15 protein-coding genes and 4 pseudogenes are annotated in these 22,428 nt (G+C 65.5%); 8 read left to right on the plus strand and 11 right to left on the minus strand.

The window, feature by feature from the left end:
* The first annotated feature begins 22 nt into the window (after positions 1-22).
* Positions 23-1,207: a hypothetical protein gene (locus G4G28_RS19325; protein WP_182989523.1), complete on the plus strand. Its 1,185-nt coding sequence runs from the start codon at positions 23-25 to the stop codon at positions 1,205-1,207.
* A 58-nt stretch (positions 1,208-1,265) separates the two neighbouring features.
* Here G4G28_RS19325 and rfbC read toward each other — a convergent pair whose 3' ends face one another.
* From rfbC to G4G28_RS19340, 3 genes are all read right to left on the minus strand, one after another.
* Positions 1,266-1,814: a dTDP-4-dehydrorhamnose 3,5-epimerase gene (rfbC, locus tag G4G28_RS19330; RefSeq protein WP_182989524.1), complete on the minus strand. Its 549-nt coding sequence runs from the start codon at positions 1,812-1,814 to the stop codon at positions 1,266-1,268.
* 170 nt (positions 1,815-1,984) lie between these two features.
* Positions 1,985-3,145 (minus strand): glycosyltransferase, encoded by a 1,161-nt coding sequence (locus tag G4G28_RS19335; protein ID WP_182989525.1) that lies wholly within the window; start codon positions 3,143-3,145, stop codon positions 1,985-1,987.
* 400 nt (positions 3,146-3,545) lie between these two features.
* Positions 3,546-3,932, minus strand: a complete 387-nt coding sequence (locus G4G28_RS19340) for a hypothetical protein (protein WP_182989526.1) — start codon at positions 3,930-3,932, stop codon at positions 3,546-3,548.
* Between the two features lie 529 nt (positions 3,933-4,461).
* Between G4G28_RS19340 and G4G28_RS19345 the strand changes: the two genes are divergently transcribed.
* Complete coding sequence (locus tag G4G28_RS19345) at positions 4,462-4,665, plus strand: hypothetical protein (RefSeq protein WP_182989528.1); 204 nt, start codon at positions 4,462-4,464, stop codon at positions 4,663-4,665.
* Between the two features lie 84 nt (positions 4,666-4,749).
* Here G4G28_RS19345 and G4G28_RS19350 read toward each other — a convergent pair whose 3' ends face one another.
* The 4 genes from G4G28_RS19350 to G4G28_RS19365 form a co-directional block, all read right to left on the minus strand.
* Positions 4,750-6,765 carry a carbohydrate binding domain-containing protein gene (locus tag G4G28_RS19350; protein WP_182989529.1) on the minus strand — a complete coding sequence of 672 codons (2,016 nt, stop codon included), beginning with the start codon at positions 6,763-6,765 and terminating at the stop codon, positions 4,750-4,752.
* 181 nt (positions 6,766-6,946) lie between these two features.
* Complete coding sequence (locus G4G28_RS19355; protein WP_182989530.1) at positions 6,947-7,945, minus strand: fumarylacetoacetate hydrolase family protein; 999 nt, start codon at positions 7,943-7,945, stop codon at positions 6,947-6,949.
* A 129-nt stretch (positions 7,946-8,074) separates the two neighbouring features.
* On the minus strand, positions 8,075-9,112 hold the full coding sequence (locus G4G28_RS19360) for a phospholipase A (protein WP_182989531.1): 1,038 nt from the start codon (positions 9,110-9,112) through the stop codon (positions 8,075-8,077).
* Between the two features lie 157 nt (positions 9,113-9,269).
* A complete protein-coding gene (locus G4G28_RS19365; RefSeq protein WP_182989532.1) occupies positions 9,270-9,986 on the minus strand; it encodes a pseudouridine synthase in 717 nt (238 codons plus the stop codon).
* A 277-nt stretch (positions 9,987-10,263) separates the two neighbouring features.
* Between G4G28_RS19365 and G4G28_RS19370 the strand changes: the two genes are divergently transcribed.
* Positions 10,264-10,590, plus strand: a complete 327-nt coding sequence (locus tag G4G28_RS19370) for a hypothetical protein (RefSeq protein ID WP_183107731.1) — start codon at positions 10,264-10,266, stop codon at positions 10,588-10,590.
* 397 nt (positions 10,591-10,987) lie between these two features.
* Here the strand turns inward: G4G28_RS19370 and G4G28_RS19375 are convergent, their stop codons facing one another.
* From G4G28_RS19375 to G4G28_RS19390, 4 genes are all read right to left on the minus strand, one after another.
* On the minus strand, positions 10,988-11,980 hold the full coding sequence (locus G4G28_RS19375; protein ID WP_182989534.1) for a S49 family peptidase: 993 nt from the start codon (positions 11,978-11,980) through the stop codon (positions 10,988-10,990).
* A gap of 51 nt (positions 11,981-12,031) precedes the next feature.
* On the minus strand, positions 12,032-12,397 hold the full coding sequence (locus G4G28_RS19380) for a Rieske 2Fe-2S domain-containing protein (protein WP_182989535.1): 366 nt from the start codon (positions 12,395-12,397) through the stop codon (positions 12,032-12,034).
* 5 nt (positions 12,398-12,402) lie between these two features.
* Positions 12,403-13,062 (minus strand): HAD-IIIA family hydrolase, encoded by a 660-nt coding sequence (locus G4G28_RS19385; RefSeq protein WP_182989536.1) that lies wholly within the window; start codon positions 13,060-13,062, stop codon positions 12,403-12,405.
* Between the two features lie 71 nt (positions 13,063-13,133).
* Complete coding sequence (locus tag G4G28_RS19390) at positions 13,134-14,114, minus strand: RluA family pseudouridine synthase (protein WP_182989537.1); 981 nt, start codon at positions 14,112-14,114, stop codon at positions 13,134-13,136.
* A gap of 675 nt (positions 14,115-14,789) precedes the next feature.
* Here G4G28_RS19390 and G4G28_RS19395 point away from each other — a divergent pair.
* The 5 genes and pseudogenes from G4G28_RS19395 (at position 14,790) to glp (ending at position 22,355) form a co-directional block, all read left to right on the plus strand.
* A pseudogene (locus tag G4G28_RS19395) lies at positions 14,790-17,949 on the plus strand (Rne/Rng family ribonuclease).
* An 89-nt stretch (positions 17,950-18,038) separates the two neighbouring features.
* Positions 18,039-19,371: pseudogene (chrA, locus tag G4G28_RS19400) on the plus strand (chromate efflux transporter).
* Between the two features lie 9 nt (positions 19,372-19,380).
* Positions 19,381-20,472 (plus strand): GTP 3',8-cyclase MoaA, encoded by a 1,092-nt coding sequence (moaA, locus tag G4G28_RS19405; protein WP_183107732.1) that lies wholly within the window; start codon positions 19,381-19,383, stop codon positions 20,470-20,472.
* Positions 20,473-20,479: 7 nt separating this feature from the next.
* Positions 20,480-21,066, plus strand: a pseudogene (gene mobA, locus G4G28_RS19410) (molybdenum cofactor guanylyltransferase MobA); the annotation flags it as partial.
* Positions 21,055-22,355, plus strand: a pseudogene (gene glp, locus G4G28_RS26785) (gephyrin-like molybdotransferase Glp). The pseudogenes mobA and glp, both read left to right, overlap by 12 nt.
* The last annotated feature ends 73 nt before the right edge of the window (positions 22,356-22,428 follow it).

The following is a 22,428-nucleotide window of genomic DNA, read 5'->3' on the forward strand; positions in this document are numbered from 1 at the left end:
CTGATCATTGACGGAGCTCCCGATGCATCGATTCACTGGCTTGTGCACCGCCTTCCTGCTGGTATCCGCTGTTCCACAAGTGCATGCGCAGGAGCAGCCCAGTCTGGCCGTAGCAGTGGACGTGCGCCACGTGTCGCAAGACCTGTGGCGCGTGGATTACCGTTTCGCGCACCCTGTGACGGCGGTCAGGCTGCATTCCATCGGCGCGTTCCGCAAGCAGGAGTGGAAAGTGCTCACGTCGGGCATGGCCATGACATCCGGACAGGACTTCGATGTCATTGCGTCGAAGGGCAAGCCCTTCAAGGCGGCGAGCGTGGAAATCAGGACTTTCGACGGCTGGTCGCCGAAGGAATATGTCTCGTTCAACCGTTTCAGTGATGGCGGGACCTCGGTCTATCTCGGCCACCTGCAGGGCGACGTCGAACAAGGCAACAAGACGGTCTCCATGCGCACAGACTTCCATTTGTCTGGCCTGGCCCGGGAAAACGTGATCGCACCGCCAGCCAACCGGCTTCAATCGGGTGGTACGCGCGGCTATGCCTACTTTGGACCGGCGCAGGCTGTCCCTGCCGGTGGGGCGAAAGTGCTCATGGATCCCCGAACTCCACTGTGGCTGCGCGAAACCATCCTGGATGTCGGCGCCAAAACGTCCGGGTACTACGAGAAGGCCTATGGGCGCGCGCTGAAGGATGAGTTGCTGATCATGGTGTCGGTTGGCAATCTGGAATCGCCGGGTTTTTCGATGAAAGGGGGCGCCATCATGGGCGCGGGCCAGATTTCTTATCTGCTCGAAGGCAAGCAAGTGCAGCTCGACCATCCGAAATTGCGTGAGGCCGCAATCAAAACCGTCGCGCACGAGATGGCGCACATCTGGCAAATGGCGGTGTCCCGCGGCGGCGTGGGCGACGACCAGGGGCCGTGGATCCACGAGGGTGGCGCGGAGGCCATGGCACTCGACGCCCTGGCGCGGACGGGCCTGTTCAGCGAGGAAGGGGTGAAAGCCTACCGCGCGAAGCAGGCCGCAACCTGCGAACAACTCGGTGGCGCGGTCGATACCTATGACGGCATCTATGCCTGCGGCCTGATGCGCTTCGACAAGCTGGGCGTCGGCATCGTCCCGCTATGGCGCGCCATGATGGAGGCTGCCGAAGCAACGGGCGCCGCCTATTCCCAGCAAATGATCGACACGATCGTGTCGGCGAAATAGGCGCTTCGGCCTGCGCGATGGATAGGGAACATCGGACCGGGTTCCCGCTAATCGGTTCTCAGTCGGCCAGTTCGGCGTCCGCGAACGACCTGCCCTGCCGATCCTTTTCCGAGAGCAGCGGCGTGCCTGCCAGCGGCCAGGCCACCGCCAGTTGCGGATCGTCCCAGGCGATGCAGCGCTCGTCGGCGGGCGACCAGTAATCGGTGGTCTTGTAGAGCAGCTCGGCGCTTTCCGACAGCACGAGAAAACCGTGGGCGAAACCCTCCGGAATCCACATCTGGCGCGCGTTGTCGGCACTGAGCACCTCGGCCACCCATTGTCCGCAAGTGGGCGAGCCGCGGCGCAAGTCGACCGCGACGTCGTACACGCTGCCGGCGACAACCCGTATCAGCTTGCCTTGGGGACGGTGCAATTGGTAGTGCAGTCCCCGCAGCACGCCGGCGCCGGATTTCGAATGGTTTTCCTGGACAAAGGTGACGCTGCGCCCGAGCGCCGCTTCGAAGCGGGCCTGGTGAAAGCTTTCGTACAGGAAGCCGCGCGCGTCGCCATGGATCTGCGGCGTCAGCAACAGGACCTCGGGAATCGCCAGGGGCGCGACCGTGCTCATGGCATGCCGCGCCGCGCCGGGCGGACCAGGAGAACGGACGGACAGGCCGGGCGAAAGCCAGGCGCAGCGCAAACGGAAAAGCTCATGCAGGGTGATGGAAGAAAAGGCAGCCGGACCGGCCCGGCATGCTGCGCCGATTGTAGACGATTGCCGGGCAGTCCGGCTCGGGCTCACGCCTGCAGCGAGGCGGCTTCCGGTTCGACCGCGGCGGCCACGGCGGCAATGGCCGTGGTGCGCGCCTGCGGACGCTGGGCGCGGCGGCGCCGTGCACGGGCCGCGTAGGCCACGTACCAGTAGAACGCCAGATAGATGCCGAGGCTGGCCAGGGCGGCCAGCACCAGGGCTTGCGAGTCCTGGTGGAAACGCACCGCCAGCATGGCCGGCACGGCGGCCAGTAGCCAGCAGAACGGCGACACACAGGCATTCCTCAGCGGTGCGCGCAGCTTGCGGAACAGACGGCCGGCAATGGCGATCTTGACCAGGCTGTGCAGGTGGCAACGGTCCGGCTGCCCCGGATGGCGTCCGCACCACACACGGCGCACGATGGTGAACAGGGTCTCGAAGGTCGGATAAGCACAGGCCAGCAGCGCCGCCCAGGCCGATACCTCGCGGTTGCGGTAGACCAGCATCACCGACAGCCAGGCAAGCAGGAAACCGAGCAGGTAGGCACCGCCGTCACCAAGGAACAGCTTGCCGAAAGGGAAATTCACGAGGAAGAAGCCGGCCGTCACGATGCACACCGTGAAGCACACCCAGGCCAGTTCGGTGTCGCCGCAATCGAGGGCGATCACGCCCAGCGCCGCCAGGCCGATGACGACCGTGCCGCTGGCCAGGCCGTTGAAACCGTCGATGATGTTGACCGCATTGGCCACGCCGCCCACCGCGAAGGCCGTAAACAGGATCGACAGGGGCAGCCAGGTCAGCGCCAGGTCGAGCAGGTCGAGGCCGGTATGGACGATGCTCACGCCGGTAAAGGCCCAGCAGGCCAGGCCGCTGGCCATGGTCGCAAGCAGGCGCGCACCGATCGAAACGCGGCGCGTCATGTCTTCGGCGATACCGAACAGGAAGGCCGGCGCCGCTGCGGCAAGCAGAGGCGCGAGCAGGTCCTGCTGCCTGGTGCCGGCAACCGCATAGGCGCAAATGAGCCCAAGCATGATCGCCAGGCCGCCAATGCGCGGCGTGGGCACGCTATGGAATTTCTGCACTCCAGCGGTCGCATCGAGCGTGAACCTGCCATGCCAGCGCGTTGTCGCGACCAGCAGCAGCGAGCACAGCAGCGATACTGCAAAGCCGAGCTCAAAAACGAAGATGTGGGTTTCCTGGAGATCCATAATGACAGTTCATTAACCGCCGAATTCTAGCGCATTTCTTTCTAGAAAGCGGAAGGCAGCCGCCAACTGTGCGCGACCATTCGATACTGACCCGACATGCATGTTTCATAGCTAAGTGCCTGATTTCATGTTGTATTTACGCTATTCAATCGTCAAATTGATCAACTGCAATAGAAACACGCGGCATTTTTCCTAATATTTACCGACATTTCGTTACAAGTTCCGAGGCATTTGCGCCACGAGCCCGCGGTATTTACTTACACACCGTTACACATTTATTTTGGAGCAACGAATGATTCTCTTTCCAGGCAGTCAAACTCGTTGCATTTCATTATTACTAATGTCGTTTTTACTGATTCCGCCTGGTGCCCACGCAGATAATGGTCACGACATCCAGGCGCTACGCGCCTTGCTGGAAGAACGCCTGGACAAAGCCGCGGCCGATACCGATGCCGGACAGCGTGCCGCGGAAGCGCGCCTGGCCACGCTCGAAGCCCAGCGCGCCGCCCTGTTCGCCCAGCTGCCGCCCGGCCAGGCCAAACCGCAGGCCGGCGCCGTCGAGACACGCCAGTTCGGCGCGGCCGGCCTGGTGCGCGCCTTCGACCTGGCGCGCGAACTCGCCAGCGAGGTGTGCACGAGCCTGCCCGATGGCGCCCGGGTGGTGGTGGTCGACCCGGCGGTGAGCGAAGGCGTGGTGGCCGCCCGTACCGTTAACGATGCGATGCTGCGCCTGGCTGACGAGCTGGCACGCCGCAACAAGGAACTCCAGCTGTATCTCGACGCGCATACCCCTCCCGGGGCCGTGCTCGGTACGCTGTCGACAGCCCTGACCGTGGTGCCGGCGCTGCTGCGCGCCTCGGTCCGACAGCGCCGCGCTGTTCAAGGGCGACGTCTCCGCCGCCGGCCTGGCCTATGGCGAAGGGTCGCGCGCGCTGTTCGTCAGCGCCCTGGCCGAGGCCTGTCCTGCCCGCATCGCCGGCCTTGGCGGCGGCTACCCGGGCGAACTCGATCCGGCCCAGCACGAGCGTCTGCTCGGCAAGCTGCGTTCGCTCACCAGCCATCGCGCCGACTACGCGCAACGCATCGCCCAGCTGCAACGGCTGGCCGACGGCGCCAAGGGCGACGACAAGAAGGAATTCACGGTTCTGGCCAACAGTGCCAGCGCCACCCTGAAGACGGTCGATGCCTTCATCGACTCGCTCCAGGCAGGCGAGACCGGCGCGCGCAGCCCGCTCTACAACGCGGCGCGCCACCTCGGCTACGCCGCGCGCACCGAGGGCGCGCTGGCGCTCGACTTCGACCTGCGCCTGGAAGGCATGAGCATCGTGCGCGACAATCTGTTTACCGGGCAGAAGCTGCGCCTGGCCGGTGTCGCCCTGCTCTGGTACCGGGTCCATGCGCCGGACGGCAGCCTGCGGCTGGCGCGCACCCTGCGGCGCGTGTCGGCGCCACTCGAACTCGACCTGCGCGGCACGCCGGCGCCCGGCTGGTTCTGGAACGGCGACGCCGCCGCGCGCTGAGTAGCCCCGGCTGTCCGGGCGGCTGGGCAATAAAAAAGGGCAAGCCATGCAGGCTTGCCCTTCCTGTTCACGCACCGTCCCGAATCAGGGATTCGCCACCAGGCTGAAGTCGTCGAAGCTCAGGCTGTAGTCGTCGCCTGCCGCGCCGAAAGCGCCCAGGATCTGCAACTGCGCGGCCGCATTCGTGACCGGAGAAGTGAAGGTGTACGAATACGTGCCCGCCGCCGGTGTCAATGCCGCTCCTGCATCCAGGTAGCGGGCGTAACTGCCGCCGTTCTCGCCGATCACGACCCCGACTGTCCCGGCCAGGCTGGCGGCGCCCTTGAAGGTCAAGGTATAACTCCTGCCTTTTACCAGGGGTACGCTCGGCTGGTTGAGCTGCACATGCCAGTTGTTCGACGGATCGACGTCAAGGACGACCAGCCTTGCGCTGCCATCCACGATCGCGGCGGCCAGCGAGCCGGTGCCCGGACTGGCCCAGGTCGTCCAGTCCGGGGCCAGGCCCGACGCGAAGTCGCCGTTCCTGAGCAGGTTCACGCCCACCGGCGGTCCGTCCGGCACATCGGCGGCGCCGATGTCTTCGACGACGACATTATCGATCCACACCGTATTGATCCCCGCGGTCGCCAGGTTGAATACCACGCGTGCGGCGTTATTCGTCCCGGTCTGCATGTCGAAGCTGCGGGTAAAACGCTGCACGCCCGTCGTCAGCTCGGCGATGTGGTCGCCGCCGGAATACGATTCGAAACCCCGGTCCTGGCCGGCACCGACGGTATAGCTCATGCTGCGGTTGCTGGAGGCGCGCGCATCAAAGCTCAGCCGGTACTTGCGTCCTTCGGTCAGGGCAATGTTGTTGTGCTGGAGCTGCACGTTCCATGCTTCGCTGCCGGGATCGGTAATGCCGATCCGGATCGCGCCGCCGTCGTTGCTGGCGACAGCGTCGCCATTGAGTTTGAACAGGTTCCAGAAATAGCTGTTGTTGACGCCCGCGATCGTTTCCACGTCCGGGCTTTGCGTGACGGCAGTGTGGCTCGCGGTCCAGTCGAACGAGGGGTTGTAGACCAGGTTGCCATTGACCGGCGGACGCCCCACCGTATTGGCCGGTGTCCACGGGTATTTCATCGCCGGACGCGGACCAGGGTCGCGCTTTTCGTCAGGCAGCATCGACCAGCGGATGTAGTCGACCAGCATCTCGCCCTTGTCGGGCGTGGCCGCATCCGGGTTGCCGTCGAAATTGCCGCCCACCGCCAGGTTGATCAGGACGTAGAACGGCTTGTCGAAGGGTGCGGGCCAGGCGTTCAGGTCGTCATCGCTGTCGGGCGGGTTGACGTTCGAACTCCACCATTTGGTTTGCGTGGAGGTAACGACGCCATCGATCGACCAGGTGATTTCGTTCGAACGCCATTCCAGCGTATAGGTATGCCATTCGCTGACCTTGCCGTTGTTCCCAATGGTGGCCTCGTTGCTGGTGTAGATGTTCCGCGGCCACATCCCGCCGTAGTGCAGGGTCTGGGCGATCTTGGTCGGCTTGCTGCCCATGCCTTCCATGATGTCGATTTCGCCATTGGCGGCCCAGGTCGCGTAGGGATTGCCGACATTGTCTTCAGGCAGCATCCAGACGGCTGGCCAGAAGCCTTTGCCGACGGGCAGTTTGGCGCGGAATTCGATCTTGCCGTAGGTGCGGCTGAATTTTCCGGCGGAGCGGATGCGGCCGGAAGTCCAGCCGAAGGTCTGCCCTTCGTTGCCACCGGCAGCGGTGCCGCGGAACGCTTCCTTGCGCGCGGTGATGACGAGGTTGCCGCCCTCGACACGCACGTTTTCAGGCCGGTCGGTGTAGTACTCGAGCTCGTTGTTGCCCCATCCCGGGTTGCCGACCGTGGCGCCATTGCCCAGCTGATAGCCCCACTTCGCCGGGTCGAGGCTGTTCCCGTTGAATTCGTCGCTCCAGAGCACCGTGGAGGTCGGCGGATTCGGCCCCGGGATCGGTGTTATTTTGCCCGCCGTTGCCAGGGTCGGCTGCGGATCGCTCCCGCTGCCCCCGCAGGCGCCGAGGACGAGGGCAATGCCCGCGCTGGCGAGCAGATTTTTATATCGAAACATGCATGTCTCCTGTTGATCTTCGGACTACGCCGTGAGCTGGCGCCGCGTGTGACGTCTTGTAGCAAGAAGAATAATAAACAGGTTTCGCACGAATTGGAATCGTTTCCATACCCAGCCACGAACAAGCCGGCGGTGGCGATGGCAAGCCCTGCCATGTCGCCGCCGCGTTGACGGGTGCATGCTATGCGCCGGCCTTGCGGACGGTCTGTTCGATGGCCCCGAAGATGGACTTGCCGCGCTCGTCCAGCATCTCGATGCGCACCGTGTCGCCGAAACGCAGGTAAGGCGTGCTCGGCGCGCCGTCGGCGATGGTTTCGCGGCAGCGCTGCTCGGCAATGCAGGAGTAGCCGGCGGCGGCGTCCTTGTTCGACACCGTGCCCGAGCCGACGATGCTGCCGGCGCGCACGTTACGGCTTTTGCACAGGTGGGCGACCAGTTGCGGGAAGTTGAACACCATGTCGACGCCGGCATCGGGCTGGCCCACCAGGTGGCCGTTCCAGCTCGAGCGCAGGGGCAGGTGCAGCTTGCCGCCGCGCCAGGCAGCCCCCAGCTCGTCCGGGGTGACGGCCACTGGCGAAAAACTCGTCGCCGGTTTCGACTGCAGGAAGCCGAAGCCTTTCGCCAGCTCTTCCGGGATCAAGTTGCGCAGGGAAACGTCGTTGGCCAGCATCAGGAGGCGGATGCGGCCGTGCGCCTCGTCGGGGGTCGCGCCCATCGGTACATCGTCCACGATGACCGCCACTTCCGATTCGAAGTCGATGCCCCACTCCTCATGCGCCAGCACGATGTCCTCAAGGGGCCCGAGCAGGTCGTCGCTGCCGCCCTGGTACATCAATGGTTCTTCCCAGAACGAGGCCGGCATCTCGGCGCCGCGCGCGCGGCGCACCAGCTCGACATGGTTGACGTAGGCCGAACCGTCGACCCATTGATAGGCGCGCGGCAGGGGCGCCATGCAGCGGCCTGGATCGAAATCGAAAGCGCGCCGGGTTGCGCTCGAAACGGTGCCGGCGTTGAGCTGGGCGTACAGGGCGTCGAGCTGGGGCGCGATGAACGCCCAGTCGTCGAGCGCCGCCTGCAGGGTCGGCGCAATCGCGTCGGCCATGTGCGCTGTCTTGAGGTCGCGCGAGACGACGGCCAGCTGGCCGTCGCGGCTGCCGTCCTTGATGGTCGCAAGTTTCATGTGCGGTCAGGAAATGATGAGACCGCCATTGTAGGGTGGGCACCCCGTGCCCACGCGGAAATATGGTCAGTGTTAGCGGAATCGACGCTCAATGTTACCGGCTCTCATGGCGCAAAACTGAAAAAACACTTAGAACAAACCCAGCACGCCCAGTCCGATCGACCGCTGGAAATAGTTATAGTCGATCAGACTCTGCCCATACCCCGCAAACCCCTGTGCATACCCCTTCAGGTTCCCCGCCAGCGGAAATGCCCAGCCCGCCTGGATGGCACCGCGGTTGGTCGCGAAGTTGTAGCGCAGCGTCGACGAATAGATATGGCCTTCGCGCCGGTAGGCCAGCGCCAGGTCGCCACGGCCCATGTAGTCGACCATGTCCGGATTGTCGTCGTCGCTCTCGCTCAGGCGCTTCCAGACGCGCGCCGTGGCCGAGAAACCATCGCGCTCGACGCCGAGCTGGGCATACACCCGGTTCCAGCTGCGCGAGAGCGTGCCGGACTGGCCATTCGACTGGTGCACCAGGCCCAGGCCGACGTGGCGCAGCTGCATTCCGCCGAGCTCGACGGCAAGCGGCGCCACGGCGATGATTTCCGGCTGGTAGTTCGTTTCGCGGAACGGGCTGGAGGCCGCGCTATTGGCCGCCTGCCAAAAGGAATTCTGGGTATAGCCGAACCACAGGTCGACGGGCTTGCCGAAGGCCTGCTCGACCATCTTCATCTTGAAGCTCAGCTGGAAAGCCAGTTCGCTTTTCGACAGCGCGGTGTCGTTGGTCAGGTCGCGATAGGGGCGATAGGGCGCGTCGTTCGGACGATAGCTGCGGTTGGCGATCAGGTAGCTGGCGTGGTGCGGGCGGAACTTGAAAACGCCGCGGCGGTAAGGGTCGTCCAGCTCCCAATGGTCGAGCTGGCTGAACCTGGCGCTGCTCTCGGCCGAGGGCTGGGCCGTCACTACAGGAACGGCCTCGACCTTGCCGTCGGCCGGGTTGACGACGACGGCCGCTTCGGTGCGCGGCGCCGGGGTGGCGGCGAGCCGGTCGAAGCAGGCCAGGCGCGCCGTGTTGTCGCCGATGTTGGCGCAATCGGATAGCAGCTTGGGCGCTTCCTGGGCAGAAGCGCCGCTGGCCGCGAAAACGAAGAAAGCGAGGGGGAGCAGGCGATGGGAAGGCGGCATGGTGCACTTGGTGTCGGTTGCAGGAATGCGTCGCCGCGGCCGACCGTGCGCACACGCGTCGTCCGCGATCTGACGCGAGTCAAACCAAGTTTGCGAGAAGATCAGCTTTTTTGTCGCACGCTTAAGCGCAGTAGCCCCCTGATGGGCGAAATACCACTCAGCCCGGCACCAGCAGCGCGAGCTGTTCGGGCTCGAGGAAACACCACTCGCCTTCCTTGAGGCCGAGCGACGAAAGCTGAAGCGCGCCGATCGCCGAGCGGTGCAGCGCGCTGCAATGGTTGCCGGCCGCGGCCAGCATGCGCTTGACCTGGTGGTACTTGCCCTGCTCCAGCACGATCTCGAGCAGGTGCTCGCCGCGCTGGACGCAGGACACCGCGCGCAGCGGCGCCGGCTCGTCGTGCAATTGCACACCCGCCAGCAATTGTTCGACCAGCTTTGGGGTCACCGGATCGGCGGTGGTGGCCTGGTAGACCTTGGGCACGTGGCGCTTGGGCGAGGACTGGGCGTGGATGAAGGGGCCGTCGTCCGACATCAGCAGCAGGCCCGTGGTGTCGTGGTCGAGGCGACCGACCGGCTGGACGTCGCGCCAGCCGAACTGCTCGGGCAGCAGTGTGAGCACGCCCGGGTGGTGACTGGGCTTGCGCGAACACTCGAAGTTCGCCGGCTTGTACAGTGCTATATAGACGTGCTCGCGATACACCCATTCTTCATCGAATACGGTGAGTACCAGGCCCTCGGTGTCGACGCTGCCTTTATAGGTGTCGACAATGGTGCCATTGACGGCGACGTCGCCGTCCTCGATCAGGGCACGGCAGTACTTGCGGGTGCCGAAGCCTTGCGATTGCAGGATGCGGTCCAGGGATAATTTACTCATGGGCGAGACTGTAACAGAAGGCCCAGGGGTGGGCATAGACTGCGGAGCTATTACTCAGAGGATAGTTACCTCTTACTCGTTTGAGATAAATCAATCCCCCCGAGCAATCCATTGATAGACTTCAACTCCATTAGGAATCGGACTACAGCGTGTCCGATTGCTAACCAGGCAATCTCGGATTAATTACTCAACAACCTGGGAGCAGTCGACGACAAGCGCGGTGCAAGACGCATCTACGCAGGTTTCGTTGGACGCTCCAGCACAACAAGAGGATGACATGCAACCAGTGAAGCTCATGCCCCACGACGTCGCTACGCTCCCGCCCGCTGCCGCCTCGGTACGGGCAGCGCGCCTTTCCCTAGCCCGTTCGCATACGGCAATCTTCCCCACCAACCTGGCGCTCGCACGCTGGACCGCCGGCTGCTGCCTGCCGCACCTGGCCGGCAGCGCCCGCCCCACCGCTGCGCGCGGCCTGGTTTGCCCGCGCCCAGCGCGAATTCCAGCCTGGCTCGAGAGCGGCGGCTTCGTCCAGCACGACGAACCGGCTTCAAGCGACGATGCGGTCACGCTGTGCGACGCCGCGCCGGACGGCACGGCCAGCTGAGGCAAACGCCGCCGGCACCCGCTGCCGGCGCCTCGTCCTCCCATTCCCGCCACCCTGCCCGAAGCTGCCGCTTCGCCCGCGCGAACGCAGCGGCATGCGTGTACGCAGCAAGAAGAGCGAAGATAGCGTCAGCTGGGCCCAAAATGAAAACGACGGCTTGCGCCGTCGTTTTCGCTCCCGGGTAGGGCTACAACTGTGAGGAATTGAATTCTCTCGAAAACCGCACGCATGCGGTGGGTAGCATCTCAGGTTAAGGATGGCAAACAGCTTCATTTCATCGCCCCGCCTGGGAGGAACTACGAGTTCCACTATAGACCATTTTCCGCGGGTTTCAAGGAACATATTGCAGAATATAAGGTCAACGCGGGTCCGCACTGGCGTCGACCCGCGTCTCGGCTCAATTGAGCTTCGGCAGCGTCGTGCGCGACATCGCCTTCATGGCACCGGCGCCCACCGAGGCGCCGAATTTCTTCAGCACCCGCTCCGGCAAGCCCTCGTGCGCCGTGTAGTCGACGATGTCCTCGGCCTTGACGATGTCGCGCGCGACCGTGTCGACCGTGCCGAAGCCATCGGCCAGGCCCATGTCCACGGCCTTGGCGCCGGTCCAGTACAGGCCGGAGAAGGTTTCCGGCGTTTCTTTCAGGCGCGTGCCGCGCCCTGCCCGCACTACCGAGATGAATTGCTGGTGAATCTCGTTGAGCATTTCCTGGGCGTGGGCGCGGTGTTTTTCCGACTGCGGGCTGAAGGGGTCGAGAAAGCCCTTGTTGGCGCCGGCCGTGAGCAGGCGGCGCTCGACGCCCAGCTTTTCCATGGTGCCGGTAAAGCCGAAGCTGTCCATCAGCACCCCGACCGAGCCGACGATGCTGGCCTTGTTCACATAGATCTTGTCGGCCGCGGCGGCAATGTAATAGCCGCCCGAGGCGCAGATCTCGTCGACCACGACATACAGCGGTTTATCCGGATAGCCGCGGCGCAGGCGCCGGATCTCGTCGACGATGATGCCGGCCTGCACCGGGCTGCCGCCGGGACTGTCGATGCGCAGCACCACCGCGGCCGAGCCGGCATCGGCGAAGGCCTTGTTCAGCGAGGGGATGACGTTGTCGGCCGCCCCGCTGCCCTCGGCTTCGATTTCGCCGTTGATTTCGATGAGCGCCGTGTGGCGGCCCAGGTTTTCGTCGTCGCCGCCGAAGCTCAGGTCGAAATACATCCACAGGCCGACCACCAGGGCGGTGAGGAAGGCCAGCCGGAAGAAGATGCTCCAGCGCCGCGCGGCCCGACGCTCCTTGATGGTGGCGAAGACGAGCTTTTCGAGCGTCTCGCGCTCCCAGTTGCCGGCCGTCGGATTGGCGACAAACCGGCTGTCGCCGTCGTTGTGAAGATGATCGCTCATAGTGTTCGCTGAAGTTGGATCGGTCCGAAGTGCATCAATGTGTTTCCCCGTTCAGGCAAGCGGCAAGCCAACCCGTTCGTCGGGCTCCCAGTACACCTTGCCGTCGGCCTCGTGCACGGCAATCGGGCGCAGCTTGCCGCCGCGACACGGACCGCCCGTGCAGACACCGGTTTCCGGGCGGTAGACGGCGCCATGGGTCGCGCACATCAGCAATTCGCCGCTCGATTCGAAAAAGCGCCCCTGCTCCCAGTCGAGTTCCATCGGCACGTGGGCGCAGCGGTTCAGGTAGGCATAGGCCTTGCCGCCGAAACGCACCACGAAGCCGGTCGCCGCTTCGCCGAACAGGCTCACCGGAAAGCGCACACCCAGGCCGCCGTCGACCAGTGCTTCGGACGCGCATATGTAAACGCCGGCCATCGATTCTACGCGTACTCGGCCAGCCAGGCGTGCAGCTCGACCGCGGTCCGGGCCGAGTACATCGGCCGGCAAGCCTGCAACTGGTCGACCGGATGGGCGCCATACTCGACGGCGATACCGGTGGCGCCGGCATTGTTCGCCATCATGAGATCGTGGGTGGTGTCGCCGATCATGGCGGTGCGCCGCATGTCCTGGCCCAGTTCGCGCGTCAGTTCCTGCAGCATTGCCGGGTGCGGCTTGGAAAAGGTCTCGTCGGCGCAGCGGGTGGCGTCGAAAGTCGACAGCAGGCCGGTCGCGTTCAGCGCCCGGTTCAGGCCGACGCGGCTCTTGCCGGTGGCGACCGCCAGGAAATAGCCCTGTTGCGAAAGTTCGCTCAACATTTCGCGTACCCCCTTGAACAGGACCAGATCGTGGTCTTTCGTCAGGAAATGGTAACGATAGCGTTCGACCAGGCGCGGGTACAGCGCCGGCGCCATGTCGGGAATTGCCGCCTGCATCGCTTCGGGCAGGGCCAGGCCGATGACGTGCGACGCCGCCTCGTCGCTTGGCACCGGCAGGCCGACATCGCGCGCGGCGGCCTGGATGCAGCGCACGATGGCGGCCGTGCTGTCCATCAGCGTGCCGTCCCAGTCGAAAACGATCAGATCAAATAGCTTTCTTGGCATTTCTTCCGGCAACGTGCCGGCTCCTGTCATGGTTGTCGTCGGGTGCGCCACCGCAGTCAACGTTCTTCGATTCAGTTGAGCGCCTGCCCCAAGCTTAACAAGAAACGGTCGCACTCTGCAGGCAAGGGTGCCTGCAGCGTCATTGGCTTGCCGGTATCGGGGTGCGTGAACGTGATTTTATGGGCGTGCAGGAACATGCGGCGCAGGGCTCCGCGCTTGTCGGTCGCCTTCTGCAGCTGCTTGTTGAGGGCGAAATCGCCGTATTTCTCGTCGCCCAGAATGGGAAAGCCCGACGATGACAGATGAACGCGGATCTGGTGGGTACGCCCCGTCTTCAGTTCGGCTTCCAGCAGGGCGAAATCCTCCCACTTGCGCAGCAGGCTGAAGACCGTATGCGATTCCATGCCGCCGGCCTGCACGACCACCCGGCGCTCGCCGTCCGGCGTCGTGTATTTATGCAGCGGCAGTTTCACGTGCTGGCGCTTGTTGACCCAGTTGCCGGCCACTGCGGTCAGGTAGCGCTTGTCGGTATGGCCGTCGCGCATTTGTTCGTGCAGGTTGGTCAGCGCCGAGCGCTTCTTCGCCAGCAGCAGCAAGCCCGAGGTCTCGCGGTCGAGCCGGTGCACCAGTTCCAGAAACTTCGCATCCGGGCGCGATGCCCGCAATTGTTCGATCACGCCATACGACACGCCCGAGCCGCCATGCACGGCCACGCCGGCCGGCTTGTCGATGACGAGCAGGTGACTGTCTTCGTGGACGATGGCAAATTCCGCGCCCGGTACCGGCGCCGTATGCGTTTTTTCGGCGATGCGGATCGGTGGAATACGCACCAGGTCGCCTGCTTCCAGGCGGTACAGCTGGTCGATCCGGCCCTTGTTGACCCGGACTTCGCCGGATCGCAGGATCCGGTAAATGTGGCTTTTCGGAACGCCTTTACACACCCGCAGCAGGTAATTGTCGATGCGCTGGCCGGCTTCTTCCTCGGTGATCGTAACGAACTGTGCTGCCAACGCCGCTGATGAAGGGGGAACAACATCGTTTTGCATCTTCATTTGGACTGTCTTCCCAGAAATTCTCTCTAAGTCCTTCATTTTGAATATATAATCGACATGCGGCGGTCAAACCTCTGCAGGTGTAAGAATTAAAACGATATTTTACACAGGGGCGCGCTCCATCGGCCCCGCTGGCATGCAAATTCGATGGAAAAAACGTGTACGCACATTCCTGCGTGGATCAGGGTTGCACCGCAGTTGTAATCGGTTCACGCGCAGGAGTGCCGGATTGGATTGTTTGGAACTGTAAGGATAAGTACCAGCAAGCTTGCCCCAATAGAATTCTGTTAGGTGGTGGGCTTGCCGGTTGATGGTGTCGATAACGCTTGTCGTTTCGCCCGACCCGTTGCAGGCGTCATCCTGCAGGCTTCACAGACAAGGCTGACTCCATCGCCTGTCGTCGAAGTCCAGGAGATGTTCGTCATAAACGGTCTGGCTGGTTTTGCGCGCATTGCCTCACCCTGTCGTGCCGCTCGGGATGAGCGGCCCGGGGTTGGCGTGCCCTCGGCATGACGATCGATTCCATGCGCCCTGTTGCGGCGGCGGGCTTCGTTGCTCGCTCTGCCGCACGCCCGGGCATACCCCCCTCCAGCTCTCCCCTCCCGCGTATGTCCCTGTAGTTCGCCGCCCTGGCAAGGCGGCTTTGGAACGACCCACGGGTCGCGGAGCAATAAAATGAAACGTATGTTGTTTAACGCTACGCAGCAAGAAGAACTGCGCGTAGCGATTGTCGACGGCCAGAAACTGATCGACATCGATATCGAAACGGCCGGGCGCGAACAGCGCAAGTCGAATATCTACAAGGGTGTCATCACCCGCATCGAACCCTCCCTCGAAGCTTGCTTCGTCAGCTACGGCGAAGACCGCCACGGCTTCCTCCCCTTCAAAGAAGTTGCCCGCACGTATTTCCGTGAAGGCGTCGACGTCCGCAATGCTTCCATCAAGGAAGCCCTGCGCGAAGGCCAGGAAATCATGGTCCAGGTCGAAAAGGAAGAGCGCGGCAACAAGGGCGCGGCCCTGACCTCGTTCATTTCGCTGGCCGGCCGCTACCTGGTCCTGATGCCGAACAACCCGCGCGGCGGCGGCGTGTCGCGCCGTGTCGAAGGCGAAGAGCGCCAGGAACTGCGGGAGACGATGGACAAGCTGGATTTGCCGCAAGGCATGTCGGTGATTGCCCGTACCGCCGGCATCGGCCGCAATGTCGAAGAACTCCAGTGGGACCTGAATTACCTGATGCAACTCTGGCGCGCGATCGAAGGCGCCGGCAAGTCGGCATCGGGCGCCTTCCTGATCTACCAGGAATCGTCGCTGGTCATCCGCGCCATCCGCGATTACTTCCAGCCTGACATCGGCGAAGTCCTGATCGACACCGACGAAATCTACGACCAGGCCCAGCAGTTCATGAGCCACGTGATGCCCGACATGGCGCACCGCGTGAAGCGCTACAGCGACGACGTGCCGCTGTTCTCGCGCTTCCAGATCGAACACCAGATCGAAACCGCCTACGCGCGCACCGTGCCGCTGCCATCGGGCGGCGCCATCGTCATCGACCACACCGAAGCCCTGGTCTCCATCGACGTCAACTCGGCACGCGCCACGCGCGGCTCGGACATCGAGACCACCGCCTTCAACACCAACTGCGAAGCGGCCGACGAAGTGGCGCGCCAGCTGCGCCTGCGCGACCTGGGCGGCCTGATCGTCATCGACTTCATCGACATGGAAGTCGCAAAGAACCAGCGCGAAGTCGAACAGCGCCTGAAGGACGCCCTGCACCACGACCGTGCGCGCGTCCAGATGGGCAAGATTTCCCGCTTCGGCCTGATGGAACTGTCGCGCCAGCGCCTGCGTCCGTCGCTGTCGGAAGGCTCGCACGTGACCTGCCCGCGCTGCTCGGGCACCGGCCACATCCGCGATACCGAATCGTCCGCCCTGCAAGTCCTGCGCATCATCCAGGAAGAGGCGATGAAGGAAAACTCGGCGACCATCCACGTCCAGGTGCCGGTCGACGTCGCCGCCTTCCTGCTCAACGAAAAGCGCGGCGAAGTCCTCAAGATCGAGAACCGCCACCGCATCACCGTGATCCTGGTGCCGAACAAGCACCTCGACACCCCGCACTACAAGCTCGAGCGCATCAAGCACGACGATCCGCGCCTCGAAGAAGCGCCGTCCAGCTACACGCTGGCCGAATCGGCCGAAACCGACATGGCCTACAGCAAGCGCCAGAAGGAAGAAGCCAAGCCGCGCCAGGAAGCCATGGTCAAGACCATCACCCCGGCCCAGCCGGCGCCCGTGGTCGACCGCAGCGAGGCCGCGAAACCGGTCAAGGCCCGCCGAAGCGCCAAGCGCACCAGCCGCACCGGTTGCCGCCCCTGCCCCGGCCGGCTTCTTCGCCCGCCTGCGCGCCTTCTTCGGCGGCGCTCCTGCCCCGGCAGAGGCGCCGGTCGTTGCCGAACCGGCCAAGCCGGCCGCGGCGACGCCAGGCCAGGCCGAACGCGGCGAGCGCAACGGCCGTGGCCAGCGCAGCCGGAATGGTCGCAATGAGGGACGCAACGAGGGCCGTAACGAAGGCCGCAAGGGCCGCGACCGCGACGAGACCGCGAAAGCCGGCGTCGAAGACAGCGTCAAAGCTGCCGAGACCGAAGGCAAGCCGGCACGCCAGCCGCGTCCGCCACGCGAGCCGCGTGCTCCGCGTGAAGCGCGCGAGCCTGCCGACACCGCACAGGCCGCACCGCGCGCCGAACGCGGCGAACGTCCGGAACGCGCCGAGCGTCCCGAGCGTGCACCACGCCAGCCGCGTGAACGCAGCGAGCGCCAGCAGCCGGTCGAAGCCAAGCTCGACGAGGTGAGCGCCATCCACGCGATCCCGGCGCCGCCGGAAGCCGAACTGTCGACGACCACCCCGCACGGTGACCTGCTCGAGCACGCCGTCAAGGCCGTGACCACGCTGGGCCCGAACGGCGAGGAAACCGATCTCGAGGGCGGCGACGAGCCGCGCCGCCGCCGCCGCCGCGGTGGCCGCAACCGCAACCGCCGCGACCGCGATGGCGTCGATGGCATCGAAACGCCGGAAAACGGCGAAGCGGGCGCCACCCCGGCCTTTACGCCGGTCGCCGACGAGGAAGCAGCCAAGGTGCAAGCCGCCGCCAAGTCCGGCCGCAAGCCGCGTGGCGAAGGCAGGCAGCAGTCGGCCGAGCCGGGCCCATGGCCGTTCCCGACCGCTGCGTCGGTGGCTGCGTCGGCTACCGCGTCGGCTACCGCGTCGGCTGCCGCGTCGGCCAAAGCTGCCGAACGGGCCGCTCAGGCCGCTGCCGCGCCAGCGCCAGCCCCGGCTCCGGCCCCTGCTTCGGCTGTATCGGCAAGCGCAGCGGCGGGCAACTTCACCGTCGCGGCGCCAACCGCGCAGGCCTGGTTCTTCCCGACCTCGGTCAAGGCTGCACCGGCTGCCGCTCCGGCCGCCGCTGCTCCTGCGCCGGCACCGGTCGCGCAGCCGGCTCCGGTCGCTGCCGCACCTGCGCCAGCCGTGCAAGCTGCCGCCGCACCGCAAGCGCCAGTCGCCGCTCCGGCAGCACCTGCTCCAGCCCCGGCTGCCCCAGCACCTGCTCCAGCCCCGGCTGCCCCAGCACCTGCTCCAGCCCCGGCTGCGGCAAGCGCGCCGGCCGACCTCGGCGAACTGCTCGGTGCCGCCGGCCTGACGCTGGCCTCGACCGATCCGGAAAAGCTGCGCGCAGCCGGGAAGCGGCGGCGCAAGCTGCCGCCCCGGTGCGCGGGCCGCGCCCGCAAGCCGGCGCCAAAGCTGGCCGACGAGCCGCTGATCCAGGTCGATACCCGCCAGTAACCGGGTAGCGATCCGAACGAAAAAGGGAAGCCGCGTGCTTCCCTTTTTTACATCGATTTTTTCGCTCGATTTCACGGGAAACCGCCGCCATGAACGATGCCGCCCTCCCCGCCCAGGTCAGCTTGCGCGAAGCCTTCCTCTACTGGCTCAAGCTTGGCTTCATCAGCTTCGGCGGCCCCGCCGGCCAGATCGCGCTCATGCACACCGAACTGGTCGAGCGCCGCCGCTGGATTTCCGAAGGCCGCTTCCTGCATGCGCTGAACTATTGCATGCTGCTGCCCGGCCCCGAGGCGACCCAGCTCGCTGTCTACATCGGCTGGCTGCTGCATCGCACCCGCGGCGGCATCGTCGCCGGCGTGCTGTTCATCCTGCCTTCGCTGCTGATGTTGATCGGGCTGGCCTGGATCTACCTCACCTTCGGCCACCTGACGCTTGTCACCGGCATCATGAACGGCATCAAGCCGGTCGTGGTCGCGATCGTGCTGGCGGCGGCCTGGCGCATCGGCAGCCGCACGCTGCGCAATCCCATCCTGGTGGCGATCGCCGCCGCCGCCTTTGTCGCCATCGCCCTGCTGAGCGTACCGTTTCCCTTGATCGTGCTGGCGGCGGCCCTGGCCGGCATGCTGGGGCGCGCCTGCGGCCGCAAGCCTTCCAGGCACCCGGCCATGCCGCGCACGCGCAGGCGGGAACGGCGCGTCCGCGCGCCCTCATCGACGACGACACCCCGACGCCCGCGCATGCCCGCTTTTCGCGCTTGCGGCTGGCAGCGGTCGTGGGAATCGGCGTCGGCATCATGCTGGCCTGCTGGCTGCTGCTGGCCGCCTGGGGCGGCGCCCACGGCACCCTGGCGCAGATGGGCTGGTTCTTCACCAAGACCGCCCTGCTCACCTTCGGCGGCGCCTATGCCGTGCTGCCCTACGTGGTGCAGGGCGCGGTCGAGCACTTCGGCTGGCTGAGCGGGTCGCAGATGATCGATGGCCTGGCGCTGGGCGAAACCACGCCCGGCCCCTGATTATGATCGTCGCTTTCGTCGGCTTCGTCGGCGGCTGGACCCATGCCGTGTTCGGACCGGCCGCGCCGGTACTCGGCGCCATCGCCGGCGCCTGCGTCGCCGCCCTGTTCACCTTCGTGCCTTCGTTCGTGTTCATCCTGGCCGGCGGGCCGCTGGTCGAGTCCACGCGCGGCAACCTGCGCCTGACCGCGCCGCTGACCGCCATCTCGGCCGCGGTGGTCGGGGTGATCGCCAGCCTGGCCCTGTATTTCGGCCGAGAAGTCTTCTTTGCCGGCGGCAGCCTGCAGCCGCAGGCGCTGGTGCTGGGCGTGCTGGCGGCGGTGGCGTTGCTGCGCTACCGGGTCGGCACCATCGGCCTGCTCGGCGCCTGTGCGCTGGCGGGGCTCGTGCTATCGTACTGGCATGGCTGAAAAATCTTCATGCTGAACGACTTGCGCCACCCTGCGCTGGCCGTTCCGGCAACACCCGTGGCACCGGGCGGCACGCTCGTCGATGCGCTGGCGCGTCCGCTGCACGACCTGCGCATTTCCGTGACCGACCGCTGCAACTTCCGCTGCGTGTATTGCATGCCGAAGGAAGTGTTCGGCAAGGACTACCCCTACCTGCCGCATGCCGAGCTGCTCTCGTTCGAGGAAATCGCGCGTGTGGCCGGCCTGTTCGTCGCCCATGGCGTGGAAAAGATCCGCCTGACCGGCGGCGAGCCGCTGCTGCGCAAGCACCTCGAGCGCCTGGTGGCGATGCTGCGCGCCATCCCGACACCGTCCGGCCGCCCGCTCGACCTGACCCTGACCACCAATGGCTCGCTGCTGGCGCGCAAGGCGCGCAGCCTGCGCGATGCCGGGCTGGACCGCGTCACGGTCTCGCTCGACGCCCTCGACGACAGCGTGTTCCGGCGCATGAACGACGTCGATTTCTCGGTGGCCGACGTGCTTGCCGGGATCGAGGCCGCGCATGCCGCCGGCCTCGGCCCGATCAAGGTCAACATGGTCGTCAAGCGCGGCAGCAACGACGACCAGATCCTGCCGATGGCGCGCCACTTCAAGGGCTCGCCCGTCATCCTGCGCTTCATCGAATACATGGACGTGGGCGCCTCGAACGGCTGGAACATGGAGGAAGTCATGCCATCGAGCGAGGTGGTGCGCCGCATCGGCGCCGAACTGCCCCTGCTGCCGCTTGCTGCCAACTATGCCGGCGAAACGGCATCGCGCTGGCGCTATGCCGATGGCAGCGGGGAAATCGGCGTCATCTCCAGCGTCACCGGGGCCTTCTGCGGCGACTGCAGCCGCATGCGCCTGTCGACCGAAGGCAAACTGTACACCTGCCTGTTCGCCACCCGCGGCCATGACTTGCGCGCCCTGCTGCGCAGTGGTGCAGATGACCTGGCGATCGGCGGCGCCATCGCCCAGCTCTGGCGCGGCCGCACGGACCGTTATTCCGAAACCCGCGGCATCGAGCCTGCCGGCACGAAAGCCGGCGCGAAAAAAGTCGAAATGTCCTATATCGGCGGTTGACAACAATATGAACAAGCATGAATCGATCAGCGGGCTGATCCTCGCGGGCGGACGCGGCACGCGCATGGGCCAGGTGGACAAGGGCCTGCAGCCGTTTCGCGGCAAGACCATGGTGGACCACGTGCTCGAGCGGCTCGGCGCCCAGGTTGGCAGCGTCGCGATCAACGCCAACCAGAACCTGGACACCTATGCGGCGCTGGGCGTGCCGGTATGGCCGGACGAGCTGCCAGGCTTTGCCGGGCCGCTGGCGGGCATGGCGGTCGGCATGCGCCACTGCGGCACGCCATATTTGCTCACCGCGCCCTGCGACTCGCCCTTCCTGCCACCCGACCTGGCCGCTCGCCTGCTGGCCGCGCTGGAGGCGCAGGACGCCGACCTGGCATTCGCCGTCACCCAGAACCCGGCCGGCGTCCGCAGCCGCATCCCGTGTTCTGCCTGGTGAAGGTGAAACACCTGCCGGTGCTGTCGCGCTACCTGATGGAGGGCGGCCGGCGCATGGATGGCTGGTACAGGGACCTGAAGGCGGTCGAGGTGCTGTTCGAGGATGGGGATGCCTTTCGCAACATCAATACGCTGGACGAACTGCAGGCGCTCGATGCGCCGCGCGCGCCGCGCCTGGCCGACGTGACGAGCTGCCTGTCCGGCTACGATCCGGACGCGCTGCCGGTGAAGGACGCCCAGCACATCATCCGCAGCTTCGTGCAGCCGGTAGGCGCCGTCGAGCAGGTGGCGCTACGTGCGGCCACGGGCGCGTGCTCGCGCGCGACATCGTCTCGACCATCGACGTGCCCGCGCACGACAATTCGGCCATGGACGGTTACGCGCTGCGCGGCGAGGATGTGCCGCTCGAAGGCGAAGCGCGCTTTGCCGTGATCGGCACCGCCTATGCCGGCATCCCGGCCGGCCTGGTGCCGGGCCCGGGCGAATGCGTGCGCATCATGACGGGCGGCGTCATGCCGGCCGGTTGCGACAGCGTGGTGCCGCAGGAATTCGTGATGGAAGACGGCGCCCACGCAATCGTGCTCAGGGCCGGCACCATCAAGCCGGGCGACAACCGCCGCTTCGCCGGCGAAGACCTGAAGGCCGGCAGCCCCGCCCTGCGCGCCGGCCGCGTGATCCGTCCGGCCGACCTGGGCCTGATCGCTTCGCTCGGCGTGGCCGAGGTACCGGTGCGGCGGCGCCTGCGCGTGGCCTTCTTTTCCACTGGCGACGAGCTGCGCTCGATCGGCCAGCCGCTCGCGCCGGGTTCCGTCTACGACAGCAACCGCTACACCATCTACGGCATGCTGCAGCGCCTCGGCTGCGACATCGTCGACATGGGCGTGGTGCGCGACGATCCGGCGGCGTTGGAAGAAGCATTGCGCAGCGCCTGCGAGAACGCCGACGCCATCATCACCTCCGGCGGCGTCTCGGTGGGCGCGGCCGATTACACCAAACAGATCATGGCGCGCCTGGGCGACGTCACCTTCTGGAAGATCGGCATGCGCCCGGGCCGGCCGCTGGCCTTTGGACGCATCGCCTCGAACGGCCATAGCGCCTTTTTGTTCGGCCTGCCGGGCAATCCGGTAGCGGTAATGGTCTCGTTCTACTTCTTCGCGCGCGACGCCCTGCTGCGCATGATGGGCGCCGACGCCCCGCTGCCGCTGCTGCGCGCCCGCTGCGTGGCGTCAATTCGCAAGAAACCCGGCCGCACCGAATACCAGCGCGGCATCCTCGCCCACGGCGCCGACGGCGCTCCTGAAGTCCGCATCACCGGCTCGCAAGGCTCGGGCATCCTGCGTTCGATGTCGGAGGCGAACTGCATGGTGGTGCTGCACGATGGGCAGGGCAATGTGGAGGCGGGGGAGATGGTGGATGTGCTGATGTTCGAGGGGCTGATCTAAGTCGGTAGGGTGGGCGCCCCGTGCCCACGCGGTACGACGTCTCCATGATCCACAGAGCGCGGCGACACCCCGT

Origin of the sequence: Massilia sp. Dwa41.01b (assembly GCF_014171775.1) — a bacterium.
In the GTDB taxonomy this organism is placed as follows: Bacteria; Pseudomonadota; Gammaproteobacteria; order Burkholderiales; family Burkholderiaceae_D; genus Telluria.

Excerpts from the sequence above, each read along its gene's own strand:
- rfbC (WP_182989524.1), bottom strand. The coding sequence starts at position 1,814 with ATGAGCACGGTCGCGCCCCTGGCGATTCCCGAGGTCCTGTTGCTGACG.
- G4G28_RS19350 (WP_182989529.1), bottom strand. The coding sequence starts at position 6,765 with ATGTTTCGATATAAAAATCTGCTCGCCAGCGCGGGCATTGCCCTCGTC.
- G4G28_RS19325 (WP_182989523.1), top strand. The coding sequence starts at position 23 with ATGCATCGATTCACTGGCTTGTGCACCGCCTTCCTGCTGGTATCCGCT.
- G4G28_RS19370 (WP_183107731.1), top strand. The coding sequence starts at position 10,264 with ATGCAACCAGTGAAGCTCATGCCCCACGACGTCGCTACGCTCCCGCCC.
- G4G28_RS19360 (WP_182989531.1), bottom strand. The coding sequence starts at position 9,112 with ATGCCGCCTTCCCATCGCCTGCTCCCCCTCGCTTTCTTCGTTTTCGCG.
- G4G28_RS19390 (WP_182989537.1), bottom strand. The coding sequence starts at position 14,114 with ATGAAGATGCAAAACGATGTTGTTCCCCCTTCATCAGCGGCGTTGGCA.
- G4G28_RS19340 (WP_182989526.1), bottom strand. The coding sequence starts at position 3,932 with ATGCGCGTCGAGATACAGCTGGAGTTCCTTGTTGCGGCGTGCCAGCTC.
- G4G28_RS19345 (WP_182989528.1), top strand. The coding sequence starts at position 4,462 with ATGAGCATCGTGCGCGACAATCTGTTTACCGGGCAGAAGCTGCGCCTG.
- G4G28_RS19355 (WP_182989530.1), bottom strand. The coding sequence starts at position 7,945 with ATGAAACTTGCGACCATCAAGGACGGCAGCCGCGACGGCCAGCTGGCC.
- G4G28_RS19375 (WP_182989534.1), bottom strand. The coding sequence starts at position 11,980 with ATGAGCGATCATCTTCACAACGACGGCGACAGCCGGTTTGTCGCCAAT.
- G4G28_RS19380 (WP_182989535.1), bottom strand. The coding sequence starts at position 12,397 with ATGGCCGGCGTTTACATATGCGCGTCCGAAGCACTGGTCGACGGCGGC.
- G4G28_RS19365 (WP_182989532.1), bottom strand. The coding sequence starts at position 9,986 with ATGAGTAAATTATCCCTGGACCGCATCCTGCAATCGCAAGGCTTCGGC.
- G4G28_RS19385 (WP_182989536.1), bottom strand. The coding sequence starts at position 13,062 with ATGCCAAGAAAGCTATTTGATCTGATCGTTTTCGACTGGGACGGCACG.
- moaA (WP_183107732.1), top strand. The coding sequence starts at position 19,381 with ATGCTGAACGACTTGCGCCACCCTGCGCTGGCCGTTCCGGCAACACCC.
- G4G28_RS19335 (WP_182989525.1), bottom strand. The coding sequence starts at position 3,145 with ATGGATCTCCAGGAAACCCACATCTTCGTTTTTGAGCTCGGCTTTGCA.